The 20,417-nt window shown below is 45.0% G+C and carries 20 protein-coding genes; 4 read left to right on the top strand and 16 right to left on the bottom strand.

Annotated features, from left to right (window positions below):
• Window positions 1-19 precede the first annotated feature (19 nt).
• From CJU60_RS02185 to spo0F, 11 genes are all read right to left on the bottom strand, one after another.
• Window positions 20-979, bottom strand: coding sequence for an AEC family transporter (locus tag CJU60_RS02185; RefSeq protein ID WP_024123182.1), 960 nt, complete (start codon window positions 977-979; stop codon window positions 20-22).
• Between the two features lie 81 nt (window positions 980-1,060).
• On the bottom strand, window positions 1,061-2,758 hold the full coding sequence (gene malS / locus CJU60_RS02180) for an oxaloacetate-decarboxylating malate dehydrogenase (RefSeq protein ID WP_024123183.1): 1,698 nt from the start codon (window positions 2,756-2,758) through the stop codon (window positions 1,061-1,063).
• A 288-nt stretch (window positions 2,759-3,046) separates the two neighbouring features.
• Window positions 3,047-3,634 (bottom strand): thymidine kinase, encoded by a 588-nt coding sequence (locus CJU60_RS02175; protein WP_024123184.1) that lies wholly within the window; start codon window positions 3,632-3,634, stop codon window positions 3,047-3,049.
• 89 nt (window positions 3,635-3,723) lie between these two features.
• The gene (rpmE, locus tag CJU60_RS02170) at window positions 3,724-3,924 is read right to left on the bottom strand and encodes a 50S ribosomal protein L31 (RefSeq protein ID WP_003151132.1); all 201 of its coding nucleotides are present in this window, start codon (window positions 3,922-3,924) and stop codon (window positions 3,724-3,726) included.
• A gap of 118 nt (window positions 3,925-4,042) precedes the next feature.
• Window positions 4,043-5,326 (bottom strand): transcription termination factor Rho, encoded by a 1,284-nt coding sequence (rho, locus tag CJU60_RS02165; RefSeq protein ID WP_010332253.1) that lies wholly within the window; start codon window positions 5,324-5,326, stop codon window positions 4,043-4,045.
• A gap of 31 nt (window positions 5,327-5,357) precedes the next feature.
• Window positions 5,358-5,519 carry a hypothetical protein gene (locus tag CJU60_RS21300; RefSeq protein ID WP_032731180.1) on the bottom strand — a complete coding sequence of 54 codons (162 nt, stop codon included), beginning with the start codon at window positions 5,517-5,519 and terminating at the stop codon, window positions 5,358-5,360.
• A gap of 214 nt (window positions 5,520-5,733) precedes the next feature.
• On the bottom strand, window positions 5,734-6,699 hold the full coding sequence (gene glpX, locus CJU60_RS02160) for a class II fructose-bisphosphatase (protein ID WP_044159762.1): 966 nt from the start codon (window positions 6,697-6,699) through the stop codon (window positions 5,734-5,736).
• A 31-nt stretch (window positions 6,700-6,730) separates the two neighbouring features.
• Entirely contained in the window at window positions 6,731-8,020 is a 1,290-nt protein-coding gene (locus tag CJU60_RS02155; RefSeq protein WP_024123187.1) for a UDP-N-acetylglucosamine 1-carboxyvinyltransferase, read from the bottom strand.
• A gap of 376 nt (window positions 8,021-8,396) precedes the next feature.
• On the bottom strand, window positions 8,397-9,035 hold the full coding sequence (fsa, locus tag CJU60_RS02150; protein WP_024123188.1) for a fructose-6-phosphate aldolase: 639 nt from the start codon (window positions 9,033-9,035) through the stop codon (window positions 8,397-8,399).
• Window positions 9,036-9,153: 118 nt separating this feature from the next.
• Window positions 9,154-10,011, bottom strand: a complete 858-nt coding sequence (locus CJU60_RS02145) for a class II fructose-bisphosphate aldolase (protein WP_024123189.1) — start codon at window positions 10,009-10,011, stop codon at window positions 9,154-9,156.
• 180 nt (window positions 10,012-10,191) lie between these two features.
• Window positions 10,192-10,566, bottom strand: a complete 375-nt coding sequence (gene spo0F, locus CJU60_RS02140; protein WP_003227621.1) for a sporulation initiation phosphotransferase Spo0F — start codon at window positions 10,564-10,566, stop codon at window positions 10,192-10,194.
• Between the two features lie 165 nt (window positions 10,567-10,731).
• Here spo0F and CJU60_RS02135 point away from each other — a divergent pair, with 165 nt between their 5' ends.
• The gene (locus tag CJU60_RS02135) at window positions 10,732-11,253 is read left to right on the top strand and encodes a DUF2529 domain-containing protein (RefSeq protein ID WP_095712808.1); all 522 of its coding nucleotides are present in this window, start codon (window positions 10,732-10,734) and stop codon (window positions 11,251-11,253) included.
• Between the two features lie 82 nt (window positions 11,254-11,335).
• On the opposite strand, the gene pyrG is transcribed toward CJU60_RS02135, so the two are convergent.
• From pyrG to CJU60_RS02115, 4 genes are all read right to left on the bottom strand, one after another.
• On the bottom strand, window positions 11,336-12,943 hold the full coding sequence (gene pyrG / locus CJU60_RS02130; RefSeq protein ID WP_095712807.1) for a glutamine hydrolyzing CTP synthase: 1,608 nt from the start codon (window positions 12,941-12,943) through the stop codon (window positions 11,336-11,338).
• A 243-nt stretch (window positions 12,944-13,186) separates the two neighbouring features.
• Window positions 13,187-13,726 carry a DNA-directed RNA polymerase subunit delta gene (gene rpoE / locus CJU60_RS02125; protein WP_095712806.1) on the bottom strand — a complete coding sequence of 180 codons (540 nt, stop codon included), beginning with the start codon at window positions 13,724-13,726 and terminating at the stop codon, window positions 13,187-13,189.
• A 182-nt stretch (window positions 13,727-13,908) separates the two neighbouring features.
• Window positions 13,909-15,048 carry an acyl-CoA dehydrogenase AcdA gene (acdA, locus tag CJU60_RS02120; RefSeq protein ID WP_059292344.1) on the bottom strand — a complete coding sequence of 380 codons (1,140 nt, stop codon included), beginning with the start codon at window positions 15,046-15,048 and terminating at the stop codon, window positions 13,909-13,911.
• Entirely contained in the window at window positions 15,045-17,162 is a 2,118-nt protein-coding gene (locus CJU60_RS02115; RefSeq protein WP_095712805.1) for a heterodisulfide reductase-related iron-sulfur binding cluster, read from the bottom strand. Before CJU60_RS02115 ends, acdA begins: the two co-directional genes overlap by 4 nt.
• A gap of 155 nt (window positions 17,163-17,317) precedes the next feature.
• On the opposite strand from CJU60_RS02115, the gene cls reads away from it, so the two are divergent.
• From cls to CJU60_RS02100, 3 genes are all read left to right on the top strand, one after another.
• The gene (gene cls, locus CJU60_RS02110) at window positions 17,318-18,517 is read left to right on the top strand and encodes a cardiolipin synthase (protein ID WP_095712804.1); all 1,200 of its coding nucleotides are present in this window, start codon (window positions 17,318-17,320) and stop codon (window positions 18,515-18,517) included.
• Between the two features lie 12 nt (window positions 18,518-18,529).
• Complete coding sequence (gene uvsE / locus CJU60_RS02105) at window positions 18,530-19,492, top strand: UV DNA damage repair endonuclease UvsE (RefSeq protein WP_095712803.1); 963 nt, start codon at window positions 18,530-18,532, stop codon at window positions 19,490-19,492.
• Between the two features lie 80 nt (window positions 19,493-19,572).
• Window positions 19,573-19,845: a hypothetical protein gene (locus CJU60_RS02100; RefSeq protein WP_010332264.1), complete on the top strand. Its 273-nt coding sequence runs from the start codon at window positions 19,573-19,575 to the stop codon at window positions 19,843-19,845.
• Window positions 19,846-19,886: 41 nt separating this feature from the next.
• Here CJU60_RS02100 and CJU60_RS02095 read toward each other — a convergent pair whose 3' ends face one another.
• Complete coding sequence (locus tag CJU60_RS02095) at window positions 19,887-20,411, bottom strand: dihydrofolate reductase family protein (RefSeq protein WP_095712802.1); 525 nt, start codon at window positions 20,409-20,411, stop codon at window positions 19,887-19,889.
• Window positions 20,412-20,417: the final 6 nt, after the last annotated feature.

The following is a 20,417-nucleotide window of genomic DNA, read 5'->3' as shown; positions in this document are numbered from 1 at the left end:
TTAAAGGGAGCTTTTTTGATTACGCAGTAAGCGCAATAATAATTGGAAGTGAAATCAATGACAGAATCGCACTGATCACAAACGCAGTCGCAGTTTCTTCCTCTTGTTTCTCGAAACGAGTCGCAATCATGGCTGCAACGGCAGAACCAGGGAATGCAACAAGAAGGATCGCTTTTGTTGTTTGATCAGCTGGAAGTCCGACTGCAAGAGCAATCAGGAACATTAACGCAGGCTGAACTGCAACTTTTAGTAACGCAATACCGATAGCCGGCAGACTGAGTTTAATTTTACGAATACCAACGGTAACACCGACAGCAAAGAGAGCAACACCCGATGTTGTGCTTCCAAGCTGATCAAGCATTTTAACACCCAGCTCAGGAAGAGTGAAATTGAAAACCAGCACTAAGATCATACTGATTAACGGAGCAGCTGCAAGCGGCTCACAAAGACCATGCAGGATTGATTTCCCTGTCATCTTCCAGAAACTGTCGCCGCTCTCTTCGTTTTTCTTAGAAGACTCACCCACTGTAGCAACAATGATCGCAAGCGGATCAAGAATCGCGTTAACAACGATACCTGTTACAGCGATCGGAATCGCAACCTCTTGCGCACCGAACAAGCTTCCCAATACAGGAATACCCATAAATGCGAATGTCGGCTGTGCAGAGTTCAAAGAAAATACGGATGAGTTCGTTAAATCATACTTAAAGACAAATCTGCAAACCAATAGAATGATGATATAGAAACCAACAATCCCGATAAGTAAAGAAACCATTAATGGAACTTGTGATAAAAATTCACTTCTGGAAGTTGTCAAAATACCAGCGATAAAGTGAGCTGGAAGTGCGTATTTCGTTACTAACGTACTTACCCCTTTTGCTGACTTGGCATCATAACTTCCGAAATGTCCTGCAAACCAACCCAGCACGATAACAAAGAAGATCGGTGCCAGGAGGATTAAGATATCTAAGATGCTCAAAATATTCTCCTCCAAATCCTATGTCCGTATACTTTAGCTTTATTCAAAGCTTTCCCTCGGACAGAAAAATTACACGCTCAATTATTTTGCGATGACTTTTTTGTATTCAGGTGTCCACATTGCATCAAGAACAGCTTGTTTTACATCTTCAGGCTGACGATTTGCTACGCCGTCTTTGATCGCTGCTTCAGCTACAGCAATGGCAACTTGAATAGATACTTCTTGAAGCTTGTCGATGCTTGGAAGCAATCCAGCTCCAGGTGTTTCAAAATCAACCATTTCAGCAATCGCATCAGCTGTTGCAGCAAACATAGCAGGCGTAATAACACGCGCTTCAGCTACGATTGAACCAAGGCCAAGACCAGGGAATGCGAATGCGTTGTTAGATTGTCCGATTTCATAAGAAACGCCATTGTACTCGACATTGTCAAATGGGCTTCCTGTTGCTACAAGCACTTTTCCGTCAGTCCATTTGAACAGATCTTCAGGAACAGCTTCTGCAAGGTGAGTCGGGTTAGACATCGGCATGATCACCGGACGGTCTACGTGAGATGCCATCTCTTTCACAATTTCCTCTGTGAACGCTCCTGAAACCCCTGAAGTACCGATTAAGATCGTTGGTTTTGCTTGGCGAACCACTTCATCGAATGAAATTTGGCCTTTTTCATCACGTTTCCAGTCTTTCACTTCTGCTGCACTGCGAAGGTAAGGTTTTTGGAAATCAAGGATGCCTTCCATATCGTCTGTTAACAGGCCTCTGTAATCAAGTGTGAAGAACGCTTTGTTTGCTTCTTCTTCAGATAATCCAGCAAGCACCATTGTGTCACGTATTTGGTCAGCAATACCGATACCAGCTGAACCTGCACCGAAGACAACTACACGCTGATCTTTAATAGATGCGCCTGTTTTCTTCATAGCAGCAAGCACACCAGCAAGTGTAATTGCGCCTGTACCTTGAATATCATCGTTGAATGTCAGGATTTCGTTGTTGTATTTTTTCATGATATTGCGCGCGTTTTTGTTGCCAAAGTCTTCCCAGTGAAGAAGCGCTTTAGGGAAGAATTTAAGCGCAGCTTTTACATACGCATCAACGAATTCTTCATAACGTTCATCAGAAATACGTTCATGATGGTTACCAATGTATAAAGGATCATTTAAAAGTTTTTCGTTGTTTGTACCGACATCAAGCACTACAGGGATAACACGGCTAGGGTCAATACCAGCTGCAGCAGTGTAAACAGCCAATTTACCGATAGCGATGTTAATACCGCCTACTCCCCAATCACCGATACCAAGGATACTTTCAGAGTCAGTTGCAACGATAAGATCAATATCGCCTGCTGTCGCATGAAGGTTTTCAAAAGCCTTTTCAATGCCGTCAATGTTGTCGATTGACAAGTAGATACCTTGAGGTCTTCTGTATTCATGGCTGTATTCTTGAATTGCTTCACCAACTGTTGGTGTGTACACAACAGGGAGCATTTCACGAAGGTGATTTTGCAGCAATTTATAGAAAAGAACTTCATTGCGGTTAGCAAGATCATTTAAGTAAACATTTTGACGAAGGCGGTCTGGCTGAGCTTTAAATTGCTCGTATGCGCGTTTTGCTTGTTGATCAAGAGAAAGTACAGTTGGCGGAAGAAGTCCTTCTAAGCCAAGTTCTTGTCTTTCTTCTAATGTAAAAGCAACACCTTTATTTAAAGTAGGAATAGATAAAACTTCTTTTCCTCTTAATGTTGTTTCTAAATGGCCTTCCTTAGTTTTTTTAATGTTATTCAAGCAAATCTCCTTCTTTCTTGAAATAGTTAACCAAGTTAAGTAATAACTCATCTAAAAATAACCGATCATGATCTTTATGCGACTTTGTGACAATTATTCGAACAATGTCTCAAAACTATTTACATTACGTTAGTTATTTTATGCCTGTCAAAATCAAAATTCAAGGGAAGAAAATTACTTAATTTTTTAATACACTTAATTAAATTTTTTAATTGATTGTTATCAGAATATATAAAAAAACACCAGCTTTTCGGCCGGTGCTTTCTATCTTTTTACCCATGTTTTGTATTAGTTTTTAGATTTTCCCGGGACTTCGTGATGATGTCTGCATCTTGCTTCATAGGATTCGGACGCACCCACCAGAATGACCGGATCATCATAAGAAGCCGGCTTTCCGTCAATGAGCCGCTGTGTTCTGCTTGCCGGTGATCCGCAGACGGAACAGACGGCCTGCAGCTTCGTCACACTTTCAGCGATAGCCATAATATCCGGCACAACGCCGAACGGCTCTCCTCTGAAATCCATATCAAGGCCCGCTGCGATCACACGGTAGCCTTTATCGGCAAGAGACGATAAAACACCAATGATTGACCGATCGAAGAATTGAACCTCGTCCACTGCAATCACATCCGTGCTCTCACTGATATGATTCCAAATGTCCTCAGCCGAAGAAATGGCATAGCTCGTCATAGATGTTCCATTATGGGAAACAACAGCATCCTCGCTGTATCGATTGTCAATCACAGGTTTAAAGACCCTGACCTCCTGCTTGGCATAAGTTGCTCTCTTTACTCTTCTGATCAGCTCTTCAGATTTTCCCGAGAACATGCTGCCGCAAATCAGCTCCAGCCACCCGCTTTGCTTCATTATGTACATTGGCTCTGCTCCCCTCTCTCTGCCAGCTGTGTTTTTGACAATATAAAAAACAGGCAAGAAGTGCTTCTTGCCTGTTGAGAAATCTATTATTACTTAAGACCGTATTTTTTATTAAAGCGATCAACACGACCATCAGCAGAAGCGAATTTTTGACGGCCAGTGTAGAATGGGTGGCATTCAGAGCAAATCTCAACGCGTACCTCTTCTTTTACTGAGCCTGTTTCAAATTCATTTCCGCAAGCGCATTTAACTGTTGCTTTTTTGAAATTAGGATGAATTCCTGCTTTCATTGTATCCATCTCCTTCCGCCCTGAATCCCATGTGGAAACAGAGTTATTATTTCGGAGCATTGTCCGAAACGCATATGAGAAAATTATATCAGTGATTTACTTCTTTTGCAAATAGATTTTATCGTCTGGCGGATGATAGATTTGCCTGTTTCCATTCTTGATTGAGAATATCGAAAAATTCCTGGTTTGTTTTAGTCTTTTTCATTTTTCTCATGAATTTCTCCGCGAAATCAGGCGAATCTGACATCGTTTTGCGGATAGACCATAAACGGTCAAGATGCTCTTTAGGCACAAGCAGCTCTTCCTTACGCGTTCCAGAACGGCGAATATCGATGGCAGGGAAGATGCGGCGTTCTGCCAGAGAGCGGTCAAGATGAAGCTCCATGTTGCCCGTTCCTTTGAATTCTTCATAGATTACATCATCCATACGGGATCCTGTATCAACAAGAGCAGTGGCGAGGATCGTTAAGCTTCCGCCCTCTTCGATATTTCTCGCCGCCCCGAAGAAACGCTTCGGACGATGGAACGCTGCCGGGTCAATCCCTCCGGAAAGTGTTCTTCCGCTCGGCGGAATCACTAAGTTGTAGGCGCGGGCCAGACGTGTGATACTGTCCATCAGGATAATGACGTCTTTCTTGTGTTCAACGAGGCGCATAGCGCGTTCAAGCACAAGCTCGGCTACTTTGATATGGTTTTCCGGCACTTCATCAAACGTTGAGCTGACGACATCCCCAGCAACAGAACGCTCAATGTCTGTAACCTCTTCTGGTCTTTCGTCGATCAACAGCACAATCAGCTCTGCTTCAGGCTGGTTCGCTGTAATGCTGTTGGCGATTTCCTTCAGCAGCATCGTTTTCCCGGCTTTCGGCGGCGCAACAATCAAACCGCGCTGGCCAAAGCCTACCGGCGCCATCATGTCCATAATTCTTGTAGACAAGAAATTCGGTTTTGTCTCGAGCACCATATGGCGGTCTGGATAAAGCGGAGTAAGGGCTGGGAAGTGAACACGCTCTTTTGCCGATTCCGGATCATCTCCATTTACCGCTTCAACGTGCAAAAGTCCATAATAGCGCTCGTTTTCTTTTGGCGGGCGAACCTTGCCTGATACTTTGTCTCCGTTCCGTAAATCGAAACGGCGGATTTGTGAAGCTGAGATGTAAATGTCTTCAGAGCTTGGAGAATAGTTGATCGGTCTCAGGAAGCCAAATCCCTCTGATTGGATGATCTCAAGAACACCTTCCATAAACAGAAGATCTTCCTGCTCTGCATTCGCTTTCAGAATAGCGAAAATCAGCTCTTTTTTTGTCAGTTTGCTGTAGTAGGAGATTTTATAATGTCTTGCAAGTTCATATAGCTCTTTCAATTTCATATTTTCCAAAGAGGAAATAGATACGTCTTTCATAAAAAACACCACGCTTTTCATAGTCAATATCTTACTTTACACATGTAATCTGCTGCTTTTGCACAACATCCGCCAAAGCACATTCTTTTTTTAACATAAAGGAACTTCTATCGGTAACACTTCCACCCATGATCGGCGCTTTTGTTAAAAGGATTGTCTTAATGAGTTTTGAAGGAAGCGAGGACAAAAACATGAGAAGATCAATACTTATATCGTCTGTATGCGGTAGAAATTGAAACTTTCCTAGTGCTTAAAAGAAGGAATTACGCAGTTAAAAATCGCAGCACTCTTTATTTTTACCTTATTTCAAACAATTATTCAACTGAAATAAGGTTTTGACACGCAATTGATAGGGTTGTCTCTTTTTTGCAAAAGAAAAGCGGGTCAACACCCGCTTTTTCTCTTTGTTATGGACGGATTACGAGATTTGGTTTTTTCTTCAGGCTGTGTCTGCCGTCAACGAAACGGACAGTTCCTGACTTCGCACGGATGACCAAGCTTTCAGTCGTGCCGACAGACCCTTTGAATTGAACGCCTTTTAACAGCTCGCCGTCAGTTACGCCGGTAGCCGCAAAAATCGCGTCATCGCCTCTCACAAGGTCTTCCATACGCAGCACTTTGCTTAAATCAAGGCCCATTTTGTTGCAGCGTATGATTTCTTCCTCGCTTTGCGGAAGAAGTTTACCGATAATTTCTCCGCCCAGCGCTTTTAACGCTACAGCAGATAGGACGCCTTCAGGAGCTCCGCCTGATCCGAACAGGATGTCTACGCCTGTGTGGTCGAAAGCCGTGTTGATGGCGCCTGCGACATCCCCGTCATTGATCAGTTTGATTCTGGCGCCGGCCTCGCGAAGCTCGGAAATGATTTTTTCGTGTCTATCACGGTTTAAAATGGTGGCAACGACGTCCTCGACGTCTTTGTTTTTCGCTTTTGCTACAGCTTTAAGGTTATCAATGACTGGAGCTTCAATATCAATGCAGCCCACCGCTTCCGGACCGACTGCGATTTTCTGCATATACATATCTGGAGCGTTTAAAAGCGTGCCGTGGTCCGCAACTGCAATAACCGTCAGCGCATTCCAGCCGCCGCTTGCCAAAATGTTTGTGCCTTCGAGAGGATCAACGGCGACATCGACACGCGGACCGTACCCGTTTCCGAGTTTTTCCCCGATATAAAGCATCGGCGCTTCGTCCATTTCCCCTTCTCCGATCACAACAGTTCCTTTCATCGGAACTGTATCAAAAACGTCTCTCATTGCGCTTGTTGCTGCTTCATCAGCCTCGTCTTTTTTTCCCCGGCCCATCCATCTTGCAGATGCTAATGCCGCAGCTTCAGTCACACGAACCAATTCCATTGATAAACTTCTTTCCATCTCAACACGATCTCCTCTCGCAAATAACCAATTAAGAATTTTGCAGCTGTTCTATCTCTTCATCAGTCATTCTCTCGCGCCAGATTGTGGCTCCCAGACCCTCGAGTTTTTTCTCAAGGCTGCTGTATCCGCGATCAATATGCTCCAGACCTGTAATTTCCGTGACGCCGTCGGCCATCAGCCCGGCAACCACTAAACAGGCTCCGGCCCGCAGATCGCTCGCCTTGACCTTAGCGCCTTGAAGGTCGACAGGTCCCGTTATGATTGCGGATCTGCCCTCTACCTTCATATTAGCGCCCATTCGTCTCAGCTCATCAATATGCTTGAATCTCGCCGAATAGATGGTGTCAGTTACGACGCTTGTCCCTTTTGCTCTCGTCAAAAGCGCTGTCATCGGCTGCTGCAAATCAGTCGGAAAGCCCGGGTATACTAGGGTTTTTACATCAACCGGCTTTAGGTTTTTCTGCCCGCCGACAATAAGCAGCTGGTCGTCGCTTGTCTCAATGTGAAAGCCCATTTCTCTCAGCTTTGCTGTTAAGGACTCAAGGTGTGTCGGGATTACATTATCGATGATGACCTCTTTGCCCATCGCAGCACCGGCAATCATAAATGTTCCGGCCTCAATTCTGTCCGGGATGATCGTATGTTTGCAGCCGTGCAGTTCCTTTACGCCATCGATTCGGATTACGTTGGTTCCAGCGCCTTTGATTTTTGCGCCCATGCTTGTGAGCAGCGTCGCGACATCAATAATCTCCGGCTCTTTCGCAGCGTTTTCGATGATGGTTTTCCCTTCTGCCAAAACAGCCGCAAGCATAATGTTAATCGTTGCCCCGACGCTTACGACATCTAAATATATACGTGCGCCTCTCAGCCTTTCAGCGCGCAAATAAATCGCGCCCTGTTCATTGGTCACTTCAGCTCCGAGCGCTTCGAAGCCCTTGATGTGCTGGTCAATCGGACGGGGGCCCAGGTGGCAGCCACCAGGCAATCCGATGACGGCCTGTTTAAAGCGGCCGAGCATCGCCCCCATTAAATAATACGACGCGCGCAGTTTTTTCACTTTTCCGTTAGGAAGCGGCATGCTGATCATTGATGTGGGGTCTACAATCATATCCCCATTCTCAAAATGCACATTGCCGCCGATTTCCTGTAACAGGTCACGCAGCGTTTCAATATCTGAAATCTCAGGAAGCCCTTCTATTGTCACCTCGGAATTTGCCAAAATGGTTGCTGGTATTAATGCAACAGCACTGTTTTTAGCGCCGCTGATGTGTACTGTACCGTTTAACGAGTCACCGCCGGCAATATTCAACTTTTCCATGATAGTCTCCTTCCATAAGAAGATAGCTGCGGAGCTAAATAAAATGGCATTTTATTCTGTCTCTGCAAATAAAGCTCATGTCCAAAATCTAGCCAATTCGAAGAGAAAGAATACAACACATTGTAAAATATCAGGAAGAAAATAGCGAAGCTTTGCGGGGGCATAGGTTTCAAAAAATCGACAGAGACCCGCCGGCTAAAGAGACATCTTCGTCATCCGGCAAAAGCAGCACGCAACCCTCATTCCGATATCAGCTTCTGCAGCCCAATGATTCCTTCTCTGTAAGCGGCGTGCATCTGAAGGTCCGCTGGATCAGGACGGTGAAAAGCAAAGGCCGCGGCAAACAGACACTACACTCTGTTTGCCGCCGCTTGAATTACTTGTTCCAGTCTGCCAGGAATTGTTCGATTCCTTTGTCTGTTAACGGGTGCTTTGTCAGCTGATAAATGACTTTAAGCGGCATTGTGCCGATATGAGCCCCTCTTAATGCAGCTTCAGTTACATGCTGAGGATGGCGGATTGACGCCGCAATGATTTGCGTATCAAGCCCGTGGATATCAAAAATCTGCTTGACTTCTGAAATCAGGTCAAGCCCGTTATGGCCGATATCATCTAAGCGGCCTAAGAATGGAGATACATATGTAGCGCCCGCTCTTGCAGCAAGAAGCGCTTGGTTTGCATTGAAGATCAATGTGACATTTGTTTTGATGTTTAAGTCAGTAAGTGCTTTTACGGCTTTTAAACCGTCAGCCGTCATCGGGATTTTCACCGTGATGTTCGGAGCGATTTTCGCCAGTTCTTTTCCTTCCTCGATCATTTCCTCAGCTTTCAGAGAAATAACCTCCGCGCTTACAGAGCCCGGAACGACTTCTGTGATTTCACGAAGGCGGTCATGGAATGATACGTTAGCTTCTTTTGCTACTAAACTAGGATTCGTTGTTACACCGGCAAGAACTCCTAATTCATACGCTTCTTTAATCTCATCGATATTGGCTGTATCAATAAAAAATAACATTTACAAAAAGCCTCCCTGAGTAAGAATTTTCAGAACTGTGAATATGATTGCGCTTTCTAAAGATAGACGGAAAACCGCCTGTCAAGCTGTCAGGCGGCTATAAAAAGTTCCAATTGAATTAAGCTTGGTTTGAAGAACCAAATTCACGCATTTTACCGATAACAGTTTCTTTAATCGCTTCGCGAGCAGGTCCAAGGTATTTACGAGGATCGTACTCGTCAGGCTTAGCTGCCAACGTTTCGCGAACAGCTTTTGCAGAAGAGATTTGGTTTTCAGTATTTACGTTGATTTTAGCTGTACCAAGTGAGATTGATTTTTTGATGTCAGCAGTCGGAATTCCAGTACCGCCGTGAAGAACGAGCGGAAGACCAGTTGAATTTCCGATCTCTTCCATTTCTTTGAAGCCAAGGTTTGGCTCACCTTTGTAAGGGCCGTGAACAGAACCTAATGCAGGTGCAAGGCAGTCGATGCCAGTGCGCTCAACAAGCTCTTGGCACTCTTTAGGATCAGCGTAGATTACGCCTTCAGCGATAACGTCGTCTTCTTGTCCGCCGACTGTTCCTAGCTCAGCTTCTACAGATACACCGTGGAAATGAGCAAGCTCAACAACTTTAGAAGTTGTTGCTACGTTTTCTTCAAATGGATGGTGAGAAGCGTCGATCATTACAGATGTGAAACCTGCATGAATCGCTTTCGCACAAGATTCAAAGCTTGAACCGTGGTCTAAGTGGATCGCAACAGGAACTGTCACTTTGTACTCTTCCATTAGTGCTTTTACCATAGCTACGACTGTTTTGAAGCCGCCCATGTAGCGTCCCGCACCTTCGGAAACACCAAGGATCACTGGAGATTTTTCTTCTTCAGCTGCTTGTAAAATCGCTTGAGTAAACTCAAGGTTGTTTAAGTTAAATTGTCCTACAGCATAACCTTTTTCTTTAGCTGTATTCAACATTTCCGTCATTGAAACTAAAGGCATGTCGAATGTCCTCCTTATGTAGCCTGATTGTCTTCTAGCGAAAAAAGCTTTCCACCCTAGCATGACCCATAATTTGCTGTCATATGTAAATACTCAGATCGCTTTTTCTCCATAACTAGAATACCAACTTTTCGACAAATCGGCAACACAATGAGCTCATTCAATTGTTTCTTCTTTTTGTCAGTTAGACTTCAGGGGCAGATATTTTTTGACGGCGTCTCTGATTTCGTCGATGTCAAACGGCTTCGCAAAGTGCGTCAATGCGCCCAGTTCCTTTGATTCCTGGATCATATCGAGTTCTCCGTAAGCCGTCATGATGATCACGCGGATGTTTTCGTCAATGACTTTCATCCGTTTTAAGATTTCGATTCCGTCCATGCCGGGAATTTTCATATCCAGAAGGACAAGGTCCGGACGTTCTTTTGTCACAATATCAAGCGCTTGAAGGCCGTTCGCAGCCTGAAATGTCTGATAGCCCTCTTTATTGAACACTTCGTTAAGCAAAATACGTATTCCGTATTGATCATCAACGATTAAAATTTTTTCATTCATCATTTTACACCCCAATATTATGATTTTCGTCAAAAGTAAGCAGTAGTTTATGTATTCTGTTTGATTTTCCTATTTCCTTTAATTATAATAGTCTACTTTACGACATTTTCTGAGCATTTTCTCTTTTGTTGTATACTGTTATTGTACGTTATAAAGGAGGATTCACTTATGTTGAAAATATTTACGACACAGTTAACAGGTATTTTTTCCCGCATTCAGGATAAGGAATCTGACGCGATTGAAGATGGGGCGCGATTGCTTGCTCAAGCGGTGGTCAGCGGGCATTCCATATATATATACGGGGCAAATGAGCTTCAGGGCGTCTTATATGAGGCTACCGAAAGCAAAGAGCCGCTTCCTTCCGTCAAAGCGTTTCCCGCCAACGCGGATGAAGTGACAGAAAGCGACAGGGTGCTGATGTTTTGCTCAGGGACAGTTACAGATGAAGAACAGGCGCTCGCGAAAGAGCTTTATGAAAAAGGCGCGGGAGTCGTTTGCGTATCGCCGGCAGCCAAAGACAGCGCCGGAATCGAACAATATTGCGATGTGCATATTGATTCGAAGCTGAAAATGCCGCTCGTTCCCGATGAAGACGGCACCCGTTACGGCTTCCCTTCATTAATGACAGCATTGTATGTCTACCATGCTCTATCATTTACATTAAAAGAAATTCTGCAAGAGTATGCATAATCACTTATTGTACATGCTGTATCTTGCCGGAAACAAATAAAAAAGACTTGTCCGCTTTTGACAAACGGCAAGTCTTTTTTTATTACTTCTGATTTGCAGCTTCAACAGACGCTCCGATAAAGCCTTTAAATAATGGCTGAGGTCTTGTCGGTCTTGACTTGAACTCTGGGTGGAACTGAGAAGCCACGAACCAAGGATGGTCTTTCAGCTCGATAATTTCAACAAGGCGTCCGTCCGGGCTGGTGCCTGAGAATACGAAGCCTTGGTCTTCCATTTGCTGTCTGAATTCGTTGTTGAATTCATAACGGTGGCGGTGACGCTCGTACACCACTTCATCCTGATACACTTCAAATGCTTTCGTGCCCTCTTCAAGCTTACAAGGGTAAAGGCCGAGACGAAGTGTTCCTCCAAGATCTTCAACATCCTTCTGTTCAGGAAGAAGGTCGATGATCGGGTATTGAGTTGACGGATCAATTTCCGCAGAGTGAGCGCCTTTTAAGCCTAATACGTTTCGGGCATACTCAATAGATGCAACCTGCATGCCTAAGCAAATGCCCAAGAACGGAATCTTGTTTTCGCGGGCATGTTTTGTCGCAATGATTTTACCTTCAACACCGCGGTCACCGAAGCCGCCCGGTACGATAATACCGTCTGTGCCGCTAGTAAGCTCTCCGATGTTGCTTTCTGTTACTTCCTCAGCGTTAATCCATTTCACTTTTACATCTGTGTCAAACGCGTAGCCCGCGTGGCGAAGTGATTCAACGACAGAGATGTAAGCGTCAGGAAGCTCAACATATTTTCCGACAAGTCCGATTGTGGTCGTTTGAGACAGGTTGCTGACCTTGTTCACAAGCTCTTTCCACTCGGACATTTCCGCTTCTTTGCATTCCAGCTGCATGTGCTGGCAAACAAGCTTATCAAGTCCTTGTTTTTGAAGCTCAAGCGGAATGGAATAGAGGTTGTCCGCATCTTCACATTCAATAACCGCTTTTGTATCGATGTCGCAGAATAATGCGATTTTGTCCTTCATATCTTGAGAAATCGGCATTTCTGTACGAACAACGATAATGTTTGGCTGAATGCCCAGGCTTCTTAATTCTTTTACGCTGTGCTGTGTCGGTTTTGTTTTCAGTTCGCCGGCAGCTTTAATGTAAGGCACAAGTGTACAGTGGATGTACATCACGTTTTCACGGCCGATGTCACTCTTCATTTGGCGGATCGCTTCAAGGAATGGCAGAGATTCGATGTCTCCGACAGTACCGCCGATTTCTGTAATCACGACATCCGCGTTTGTTTCTTTACCCGCGCGATATACGCGGTCTTTCAATTCATTTGTGATGTGCGGAATAACCTGCACTGTTCCGCCGAGGTAATCGCCGCGTCGTTCTTTTTTAAGAACTGTTGAATAGATTTTACCTGTTGTTACGTTGCTGAATTTATTCAGGTTGATGTCGATAAAACGCTCATAGTGGCCCAGGTCTAAGTCTGTTTCAGCGCCGTCATCTGTTACGAATACTTCACCGTGCTGGTACGGGCTCATTGTTCCCGGATCGACGTTGATGTATGGATCGAATTTTTGAATTGTGACGTTCAGTCCGCGGTTTTTCAGCAAACGCCCTAATGAAGCTGCTACAATACCCTTTCCAAGTGAGGATACGACTCCCCCGGTTACAAAAATATATTTCGTCATTTCGTTTGCTCCTCTCTTCGCTCTAAGCTACATTTCTTAAAATGTACCGTTTTATAGGAAATCATTTAGCCTTTTAAATGATTTATAAGAAAAATGAGGGGTGAAAATAAGAAAGCTCCCTTTCAATTTCTTGAAAGGGAGCATAACGTTCTATGTTCTCTCTTCGTTTTTGAAGAGCCCAAAATACATACTACATAGTTCGACTATGAAAGTCAAGATCGATTTGAGGATGAAATTCTTTTACTATTTTTTATCCTCATCGCCTTCATCATAGTCATCTTCATCTTCATCTTCTTCTTCATCGTCATCAATGAGATCATCATCAATTTCGAGCTCGTCTTCGTCGTCATCTTCATCGATATCGTCAAACTCATCAGCATCGAGATCAAGCTCTTCCTCAACCTCAGCCAAATCGAGCTCGTCTTCGTCAACCTCTTCAAATTCATCAAGATCAAGATCTTCTTCAACAGCTTTTTTCGCTTTTTTCTTTTTCGCCTTAACTGTCGGCTGTGTTTCTTCATCAAGCTGATCGTACGGATACCAGCTGCGAAGGCCCCAAGTCTGGTCAGAGAGCGCCAAGAAGCGGCCGTCAATGTTTAAATCTGTATAAAATTGTGCGACGCGGTCTCCAAGCTCTTCTTTTTTTACGCCGAGCAATGATGCAATTTCATTTAAAAGCTCCTGAAAAGGAACTGGTTTTTTATGATCTTCAAATAATTCGTGAGCGATTTCAACTAAAGCCATTTCCTTTAGCTGTTCCTGTGAATATTGTTTGATACCCAAGGTCGGACACTCCCTTTCTATTACTTATATGTATCTGTTTTATCAATAATGAAAGCGATATTGTATCGTTCTTATACAAACCATACCTCTCATTATAAACAAAATAAAACAGAATATGCTACCCTTAACAGCGTTAATTTAAATAATTTTACAAGAGTGATCCGACTGATAGATGTTTTGCCTTATTCTGCGAGCATTCTGGAGATAACCAGCCTTTGAATTTCTTGGGTGCCTTCGTAGATTTGCGTAATTTTCGCGTCGCGCATATAGCGTTCAACCGGATAATCCTTCGTATAGCCGTAGCCGCCGAAAATCTGCACAGCTTCGGTCGTCACCTTCATCGCCGTATCCCCCGCCAGCAGTTTGGACATAGCGGAGGCTTTTCCATACGGAAGGCCTGACGACTCCAGCCATGCGGCCTGGTAGGTCAGTAGCCTTGAAGCTTCTATCATTGTCGCCATATCTGCAAGTTTAAAAGCTATGCCCTGCTGCTCGGCAATCGATTTGCCGAACTGTTTTCTTTCTTTTGCGTATTGAAGCGCCGCATCAAGCGCTCCCTGAGCGATGCCAACAGCCTGCGCCGCAATGCCGTTTCTTCCTCCGTCAAGCGTCTTCATCGCGATTTTGAAGCCTTCTCCTTCTTCACCGAGACGATTTTCTGCGGGAACGACACAGTCTTCGAAGATGATCTCTGTTGTCGGAGAAGAACGGATGCCTAGTTTCTTTTCTTTCTTGCCTGTCAAAAATCCTTCGAAATCCTTTTCTACAATAAAAGCGGAAATGCCTTTTTTCTTTTTCTCAGCGTCAGTGACTGCAAACACAATATAAATATCAGCGGCGCCGCCGTTTGTGATAAACACTTTTGATCCGTTTAATACATAGTCATCACCAATTCGCTCAGCGGTTGTTTTCATCCCGCCGGCGTCTGAACCGGAGCCTGCTTCAGTCAAAGCGAAAGCCCCGATTTTCTGCCCAAGGGCCAGCTGTGTTAAGTACGCTGCCTTTTGTTCTTCTGTGCCAAATGCAAACAGCGGCCAGCCGCAAAGCGAGATATGGGCTGAAAGCGTCACGCCGGTGGAGGCGCAGACTTTTGACAGTTCCTCCACCGCTATGACATAAGCCAGGTAGTCACTTCCGATTCCGCCGTAAGCTTCAGGCCACGGAATCCCTGTTAATCCTAAATCCGCCATTTCCCGAAACAGGTCACGATCGAAGCGTTCTTGTTCGTCACGTTCTGCCGCTGTCGGTGCAACCTCATGCTTCGCAAAATCACGAACCAATTTCCGAATCATTTCGTGTTCTTCTGTTAATGAAAAATTCATCGCTTTTCCCCCATTGTCATATCAGCGCCCAAGACAGATTGAGCCAGAAGCTCCGCGACGTCATACGTTTTGACACGATCTTCCGCTTCTTTTGCCTTTGTGCCGTCCCCAAGCATCGTGAGGCAGTACGGACAGCCGGAGCTGATTACCGACGGATTGACTGCCAGCGCTTGCTCTGTTCTGGCGACATTAATCCTGTTGCCTGACTCTTCCTCCATCCACATCAAGCCTCCGCCAGCTCCGCAGCACATGCCGGTTTCCCGGTTTCTCTCCATTTCAATAAGCCGCACACCCGGAATGGCTTTTAAAATCTCTCTCGGCGGATCATAGACTTCGTTGTACCGTCCCAAGTAACACGAGTCGTGGAAGGTGATCGTTTCATGAACTGGGTGCTGCGGTTTTAGTTTCCCGCTCTTCACCAGATCGGCCAGCACTTCCGTATGATGATACACTTCGCCTTCAAAGCCGAAATCAGGATATTCGTTTTTAAATAAATTGTATGCGTGCGGATCAATCGTAACGATTTTTTCCACATTATTTTTTTCAAATTCCGAGATATTCTTTTCGGCCAGTTCTTGAAATAAAAATTCATTTCCGAGGCGGCGCGGGGTATCCCCTGAATTTTTTTCTTTGTTGCCGAGGATCGCAAAGGTCGCACCTGCTTGGTTCAGCAGTCTTGCAAAGGAGATGGCGATCTTTTGGCTTCTGTTGTCGTATGAACCCATGGAACCGACCCAAAAAAGATATTCGAATTCTTTTTCCTCTTTTTTTAATTCTTTTACTGTCGGAATATCTGCATCTGGGGCTGCGTCGCGCCAATTTTCACGTTCCTTGCGGTTGAGGCCCCACGGATTTCCCTGCCGCTCAATACTCGTCATCGCCCGCTGTGCGTCACTGTCCATTTTCCCTTCAGTCAGCACGAGATAGCGGCGAAGGTCAATGATTTTATCAACATGCTCGTTCATGACGGGGCACTGATCTTCACAGTTCCGGCAAGTGGTGCAGGCCCAAATTTCTTCTTCGGTAATGACATCGCCGATTAAGCTCGGACTGTAATCTAGCGCGGCGGCGGCTTCCTGTGATCCGCTCCCTGAGGCTGCCGCAGCCAGCTGGTTCCCTTTCGTATGCCGGAATGCTGCAGCCGGCACCCATGGCGAGCGCGAAGTGACAGCAGCGCCTTTTTCTGTGAGGTGGTCCCTGAGGCGTAAAATTAAATCCATCGGCGACAGCATTTTTCCGGTGCCTGTCGCAGGGCACATATTGGTGCAGCGGCCGCACTCGACACACGCATACAGATCAATCAACTGGGACTGCCTGAAATCCTCAATTTTTCCCGCTCCGTAGCTTTCTTTCGTTTCGTCTGTGAAATCAATTTTTTCGAGCTTTCCGGGCGCTTCAAGCCTGTTGAAAAAGACGTTGGCAGGACCGGCAATTAAATGAGCGTGCTTTGACTGCGGCACATACACTAAAAAGCTCAGTAAAAACAGCAGATGCACCCACCATGCGATATAGAAAATCACCGCGGCGCCCGTCTCCCCGACGCCCCCAAGCAAAAACGCGATGCCTGAAGCGATCGGCTCGCTCCAAGAAAGCCCGTGATCATGCCAGATCAGATTCATTGCGTTCCCCAGTAAAACCGTCAGCATTAAACCGCCGATAAAAATGAGAACAAGTCCAGATTTAAAGCCTCGTTTCAGCCTGACGAGCTTTTCGATATAGCGTCTGTAAAATGCCCAGCCAACCGCAATTAAGATCAGAAACGTAACGATTTCCTGAAAAAAAGTGAAGGCGGGATAGATCGGGCCAAGCGGCAGATTTCGATCCGGGACCAGCCCTTTGATGATAAAGTCAATCGCTCCGAACTGAACCAATATAAAGCCGTAGAAAAACATGACGTGAATGATGCCGCTTTTCTTGTCCTTGAGCAGTTTTTTCTGCCCGAATACATTCACCCATATGGCCTGAAGCCGTTCCTTGATCCGTTTATCGAACTGTTCCTTTTGGCCGAGCCTGATGTAAGCAAGCCTTGTTTTGACCAAATAGACAAACAAATAAACAGCGTAAGCGGTTACAATCAGAAATAATAATGCATTGACAATGAGAAAGCCGCTCATTCCAATTCCCCCTTTTTACTGATGAAGACCGTGATCCCCTGCCCCAAAATCTGTATTAGATTATCTTTATGATAAATAATGAATGAGTGTTCAGTCAATAATTAAATTCCTGCTGTTCGGGCACACTACCTACAACTACGGAAAGGAGTGCCGGGATGAAGGTATTTTTCGTGATTCTCATCGTTGTCATCATACTATTGGCTTTAATCCTGCTGGATATCTTTATGGGCCGCGCCGCATACAGAAAGAAAGCGTATGAGCCTGTTTTTTCAAAAAAGAAAAGTGATATCGAATTGATTCACTGCGGCGCTGGTCTTGTTGAACGGATGATGGAGGATATACGCGATGCCGTCTCTTCCGTTCACGTGATGTTTTTCATTATGAAAAACGATGAGGTCAGCCACAATATGTTCACACTGCTGAAAACAAAAGCCCAGGCCGGCGTATCGGTTTATTTGCTTCTGGATTGGTCGGGCAGCCAAAAAATTAAAAAACCGGCGCTGGAGACAATGAAAAACGCCGGCGTTCACGTTCATTTTCTGAACCGGCCCCGTTTCCCTTATTTCTTTTTTCATATACAAAAACGAAATCACCGGAAAATTGCTGTGATGGATGGAAAAGTCGGCTATGTCGGCGGGTTTAACATTGGTGAGGAATACCTTGGAAAAAAGGCGAAGTTCGGCAATTGGGAGGATTATCATCTGCGTATGACGGGAGAAGGTGTCCGCGATCTTCAAACGCTTTTTACAGCCGACCTGAAACGAAATACCGGATCAGCCGAACTGGGTCCGGATGTTTGGCCTGAGCTTCCCCAAGGGAATATCCCTCATAAGATTTATGCGACTGACGGCTATTCTCTTGAAAAAACGTATTTGGCAAATATCGCACAGGCGAAAGAGCGCATTACGATTTGCACGCCATATTATATTCCGACTAAACCGCTTCAGCAGGCTTTGGTCAAAGCAAGAAAAAACGGTGTAGACGTTACATTGATTGTGCCGATGAAATCAGATCACCCGCTGGTCAGAGAAGCTGCTTTTACATATTATTCGGACCTGCTGGATGCCGGCTGTCTCATCTACCGTTTTTACCAAGGGTTTTATCATGTGAAAGCCTTGATCATTGACGATCACTTCAGCATCATCGGCACAGCCAATTTTGATCAGCGCAGCCTGTTTTTAAATGAAGAGGTAAACGTTGAAATTGATGATGTTGCATTTACAAAAGAAGTCTATGCCACGATTGAAGAGGATATTAAAAAGTCGGAGCTGCTGACAAAAGAAAATTTCAAAAAGCGCACGTTCAGGCAGCGACCGGCGGAATGGCTCGGTAAAGCATTATCTTATTTTCTATAAAGGAGAGTTCCTATGATTTTCAGATTCGGGTTCGTCTCAAATGCGATGAGCCTTTGGGATGCGTCTCCCGCCAAAACACTGACATTCGCCCGTTATTCAAAGCTGCCCGAGGATGAGAGAAAAGAAGCCCTTTTGGCTGTGACGAAAGCCAACTTGCGCAATACCATGAGAACCCTTCACTATATCATCGGCCACGATATTCCATTGTACCGTTTTTCCAGCTCAATTGTGCCGCTGGCCACTCATCCTGACGTGATGTGGGACTTTGTGACGCCGTTTCGCAAGGAGTTCCGTGAGATTGGAGAGCTCGTGAAAAAATACAATCTGCGCACAAGCTTTCATCCTAACCAGTTTACCCTGTTTACTAGCCCTAAAGAATCCATTACAGCAAATGCAGTAACCGATATGGCTTATCACTACCGCATGCTTGAAGCGATGGGGATTGCAGACCGCTCAGTTATCAACATCCATATCGGCGGCGCTTACGGAAACAAAGAAAACGCTCTGAAACAATTTCATCAAAACATGAAAATGCTTCCGAAAGAGATCAAACAGCGGATGACGCTGGAAAATGACGATAAAACGTACACCACGGAAGAGACGCTTCAGGTCTGTGAACAAGAGAATGTTCCGTTTGTCTTTGATTTTCATCATTTTTACGCAAACTCGGATGATCATGCAGACCTGAATGAAGCACTGCCCCGGATGATCAACACATGGCAGCGGATCGGATTGCAGCCGAAGGTCCATCTTTCCTCTCCAAAATCGGAGCAAGCGGTGCGCAGCCATGCGGAATATGTAGACGCCAACTTCTTGCTGCCGCTTTTGGAGCGCTTCAGGCAATGGGGAACCAATATTGATTTTATGATCGAGGCGAAACAGAAGGACAAGGCGCTTCTCCGGCTGATGGATGAATTGAGCTCAATCCGCGGCGTGAAACGGATTGGCGGCGGCACTCTGCAATGGAAATCATAAGTGTGCAAAAACAGGTTTACAGTTTGTACACATTGGGAACATACGCTATATAAGACAAGAATCAATGGAGGAGAAAGAACATGAAAAACATCAAGTCTCTAAAAGTAGCCGCACAGGCATTTACTTTAAGAAATTTGATTCACCTATATAAAATGTGCCATTCCGGAAGCCACGAGGTTTATATTTACTCAAAGAAAACGATGTGCAAAATCAAAAGCTTAATCGAGCTGGAAACGTTCCGTATGGCTCATAACGAAAAAGAATATCTGATTGTGGTTGAAGGAACAAAAGCGTCTCAGCTGGTTGAAAAGTTTCAGAATATGATTGAGCCCGCTGAGAGAGAAGCGCTCTAACTTACATAAAAAAGGATAGACAGTGATGTCTATCCTTTTTCTTATGCTCGTTTATAATGCAGCTGCGCCGCCTGTCCAAATCGTTTCATATCGGTTAAACGCAGCTTTGTTTCGGTATTTTGTTCATGAAACAGCGGAATGCCGCTCCCCAATACAACCGGGATGACAGTGATGATGTATTCGTCGATGGCGTCCTCTCTCATAAAGGTATTCACCAGCTCTGCCCCGCCCGCAATCCAGATGTTTACGCCTTTTTGCTGTTTTAAGCGGCCGGTGAACGCTTTGATGTCTTCATCGATAAACATCACGTGTTTATCATGATAGCTGTCGGGCGTTTCTGTAAACACGTAGCATGTTTTATCCTGATACGGAAAAACGGGTGTGAGAATTTTGATGTGTTCGTATGTGCTCCGCCCTAATATGACGGTATCAACAGTCTGATAAAATTCACTGTACCCGTTATCACCCTCGCCTTCAAATTCATCCAGCCAGTCGACGCTCCCATCCTCTCTCGCGATCATCCCGTCTAACGAAACAGCTATGTACAGCACATTTTTTCTATCCATACTCTC

Source organism: Bacillus sp. 7705b (assembly GCF_002289525.1).
Taxonomy (GTDB): domain Bacteria; phylum Bacillota; class Bacilli; order Bacillales; family Bacillaceae; genus Bacillus; species Bacillus halotolerans.
This window is presented reverse-complemented; position numbering and strand designations above follow the sequence as displayed.

Bases quoted from the DNA above. Each gene is read 5' to 3' on its own strand.
- rho (WP_010332253.1), bottom strand. From the start codon at position 5,326: ATGAAAGACGTATCTATTTCCTCTTTGGAAAATATGAAATTGAAAGAG.
- rpmE (WP_003151132.1), bottom strand. From the start codon at position 3,924: ATGAAAGCAGGAATTCATCCTAATTTCAAAAAAGCAACAGTTAAATGC.
- fsa (WP_024123188.1), bottom strand. From the start codon at position 9,035: ATGTTATTTTTTATTGATACAGCCAATATCGATGAGATTAAAGAAGCG.
- CJU60_RS02115 (WP_095712805.1), bottom strand. From the start codon at position 17,162: ATGAGCGGCTTTCTCATTGTCAATGCATTATTATTTCTGATTGTAACC.
- CJU60_RS02155 (WP_024123187.1), bottom strand. From the start codon at position 8,020: ATGGAAAAGTTGAATATTGCCGGCGGTGACTCGTTAAACGGTACAGTA.
- CJU60_RS02145 (WP_024123189.1), bottom strand. From the start codon at position 10,011: ATGCCTTTAGTTTCAATGACGGAAATGTTGAATACAGCTAAAGAAAAA.
- uvsE (WP_095712803.1), top strand. From the start codon at position 18,530: ATGATTTTCAGATTCGGGTTCGTCTCAAATGCGATGAGCCTTTGGGAT.
- spo0F (WP_003227621.1), bottom strand. From the start codon at position 10,566: ATGATGAATGAAAAAATTTTAATCGTTGATGATCAATACGGAATACGT.
- cls (WP_095712804.1), top strand. From the start codon at position 17,318: ATGAAGGTATTTTTCGTGATTCTCATCGTTGTCATCATACTATTGGCT.
- CJU60_RS21300 (WP_032731180.1), bottom strand. From the start codon at position 5,519: ATGTTTTTGTCCTCGCTTCCTTCAAAACTCATTAAGACAATCCTTTTA.
- acdA (WP_059292344.1), bottom strand. From the start codon at position 15,048: ATGAATTTTTCATTAACAGAAGAACACGAAATGATTCGGAAATTGGTT.
- CJU60_RS02175 (WP_024123184.1), bottom strand. From the start codon at position 3,634: ATGTACATAATGAAGCAAAGCGGGTGGCTGGAGCTGATTTGCGGCAGC.
- pyrG (WP_095712807.1), bottom strand. From the start codon at position 12,943: ATGACGAAATATATTTTTGTAACCGGGGGAGTCGTATCCTCACTTGGA.
- CJU60_RS02135 (WP_095712808.1), top strand. From the start codon at position 10,732: ATGTTGAAAATATTTACGACACAGTTAACAGGTATTTTTTCCCGCATT.
- glpX (WP_044159762.1), bottom strand. From the start codon at position 6,699: ATGGAAAGAAGTTTATCAATGGAATTGGTTCGTGTGACTGAAGCTGCG.
- CJU60_RS02100 (WP_010332264.1), top strand. From the start codon at position 19,573: ATGAAAAACATCAAGTCTCTAAAAGTAGCCGCACAGGCATTTACTTTA.
- CJU60_RS02095 (WP_095712802.1), bottom strand. From the start codon at position 20,411: ATGGATAGAAAAAATGTGCTGTACATAGCTGTTTCGTTAGACGGGATG.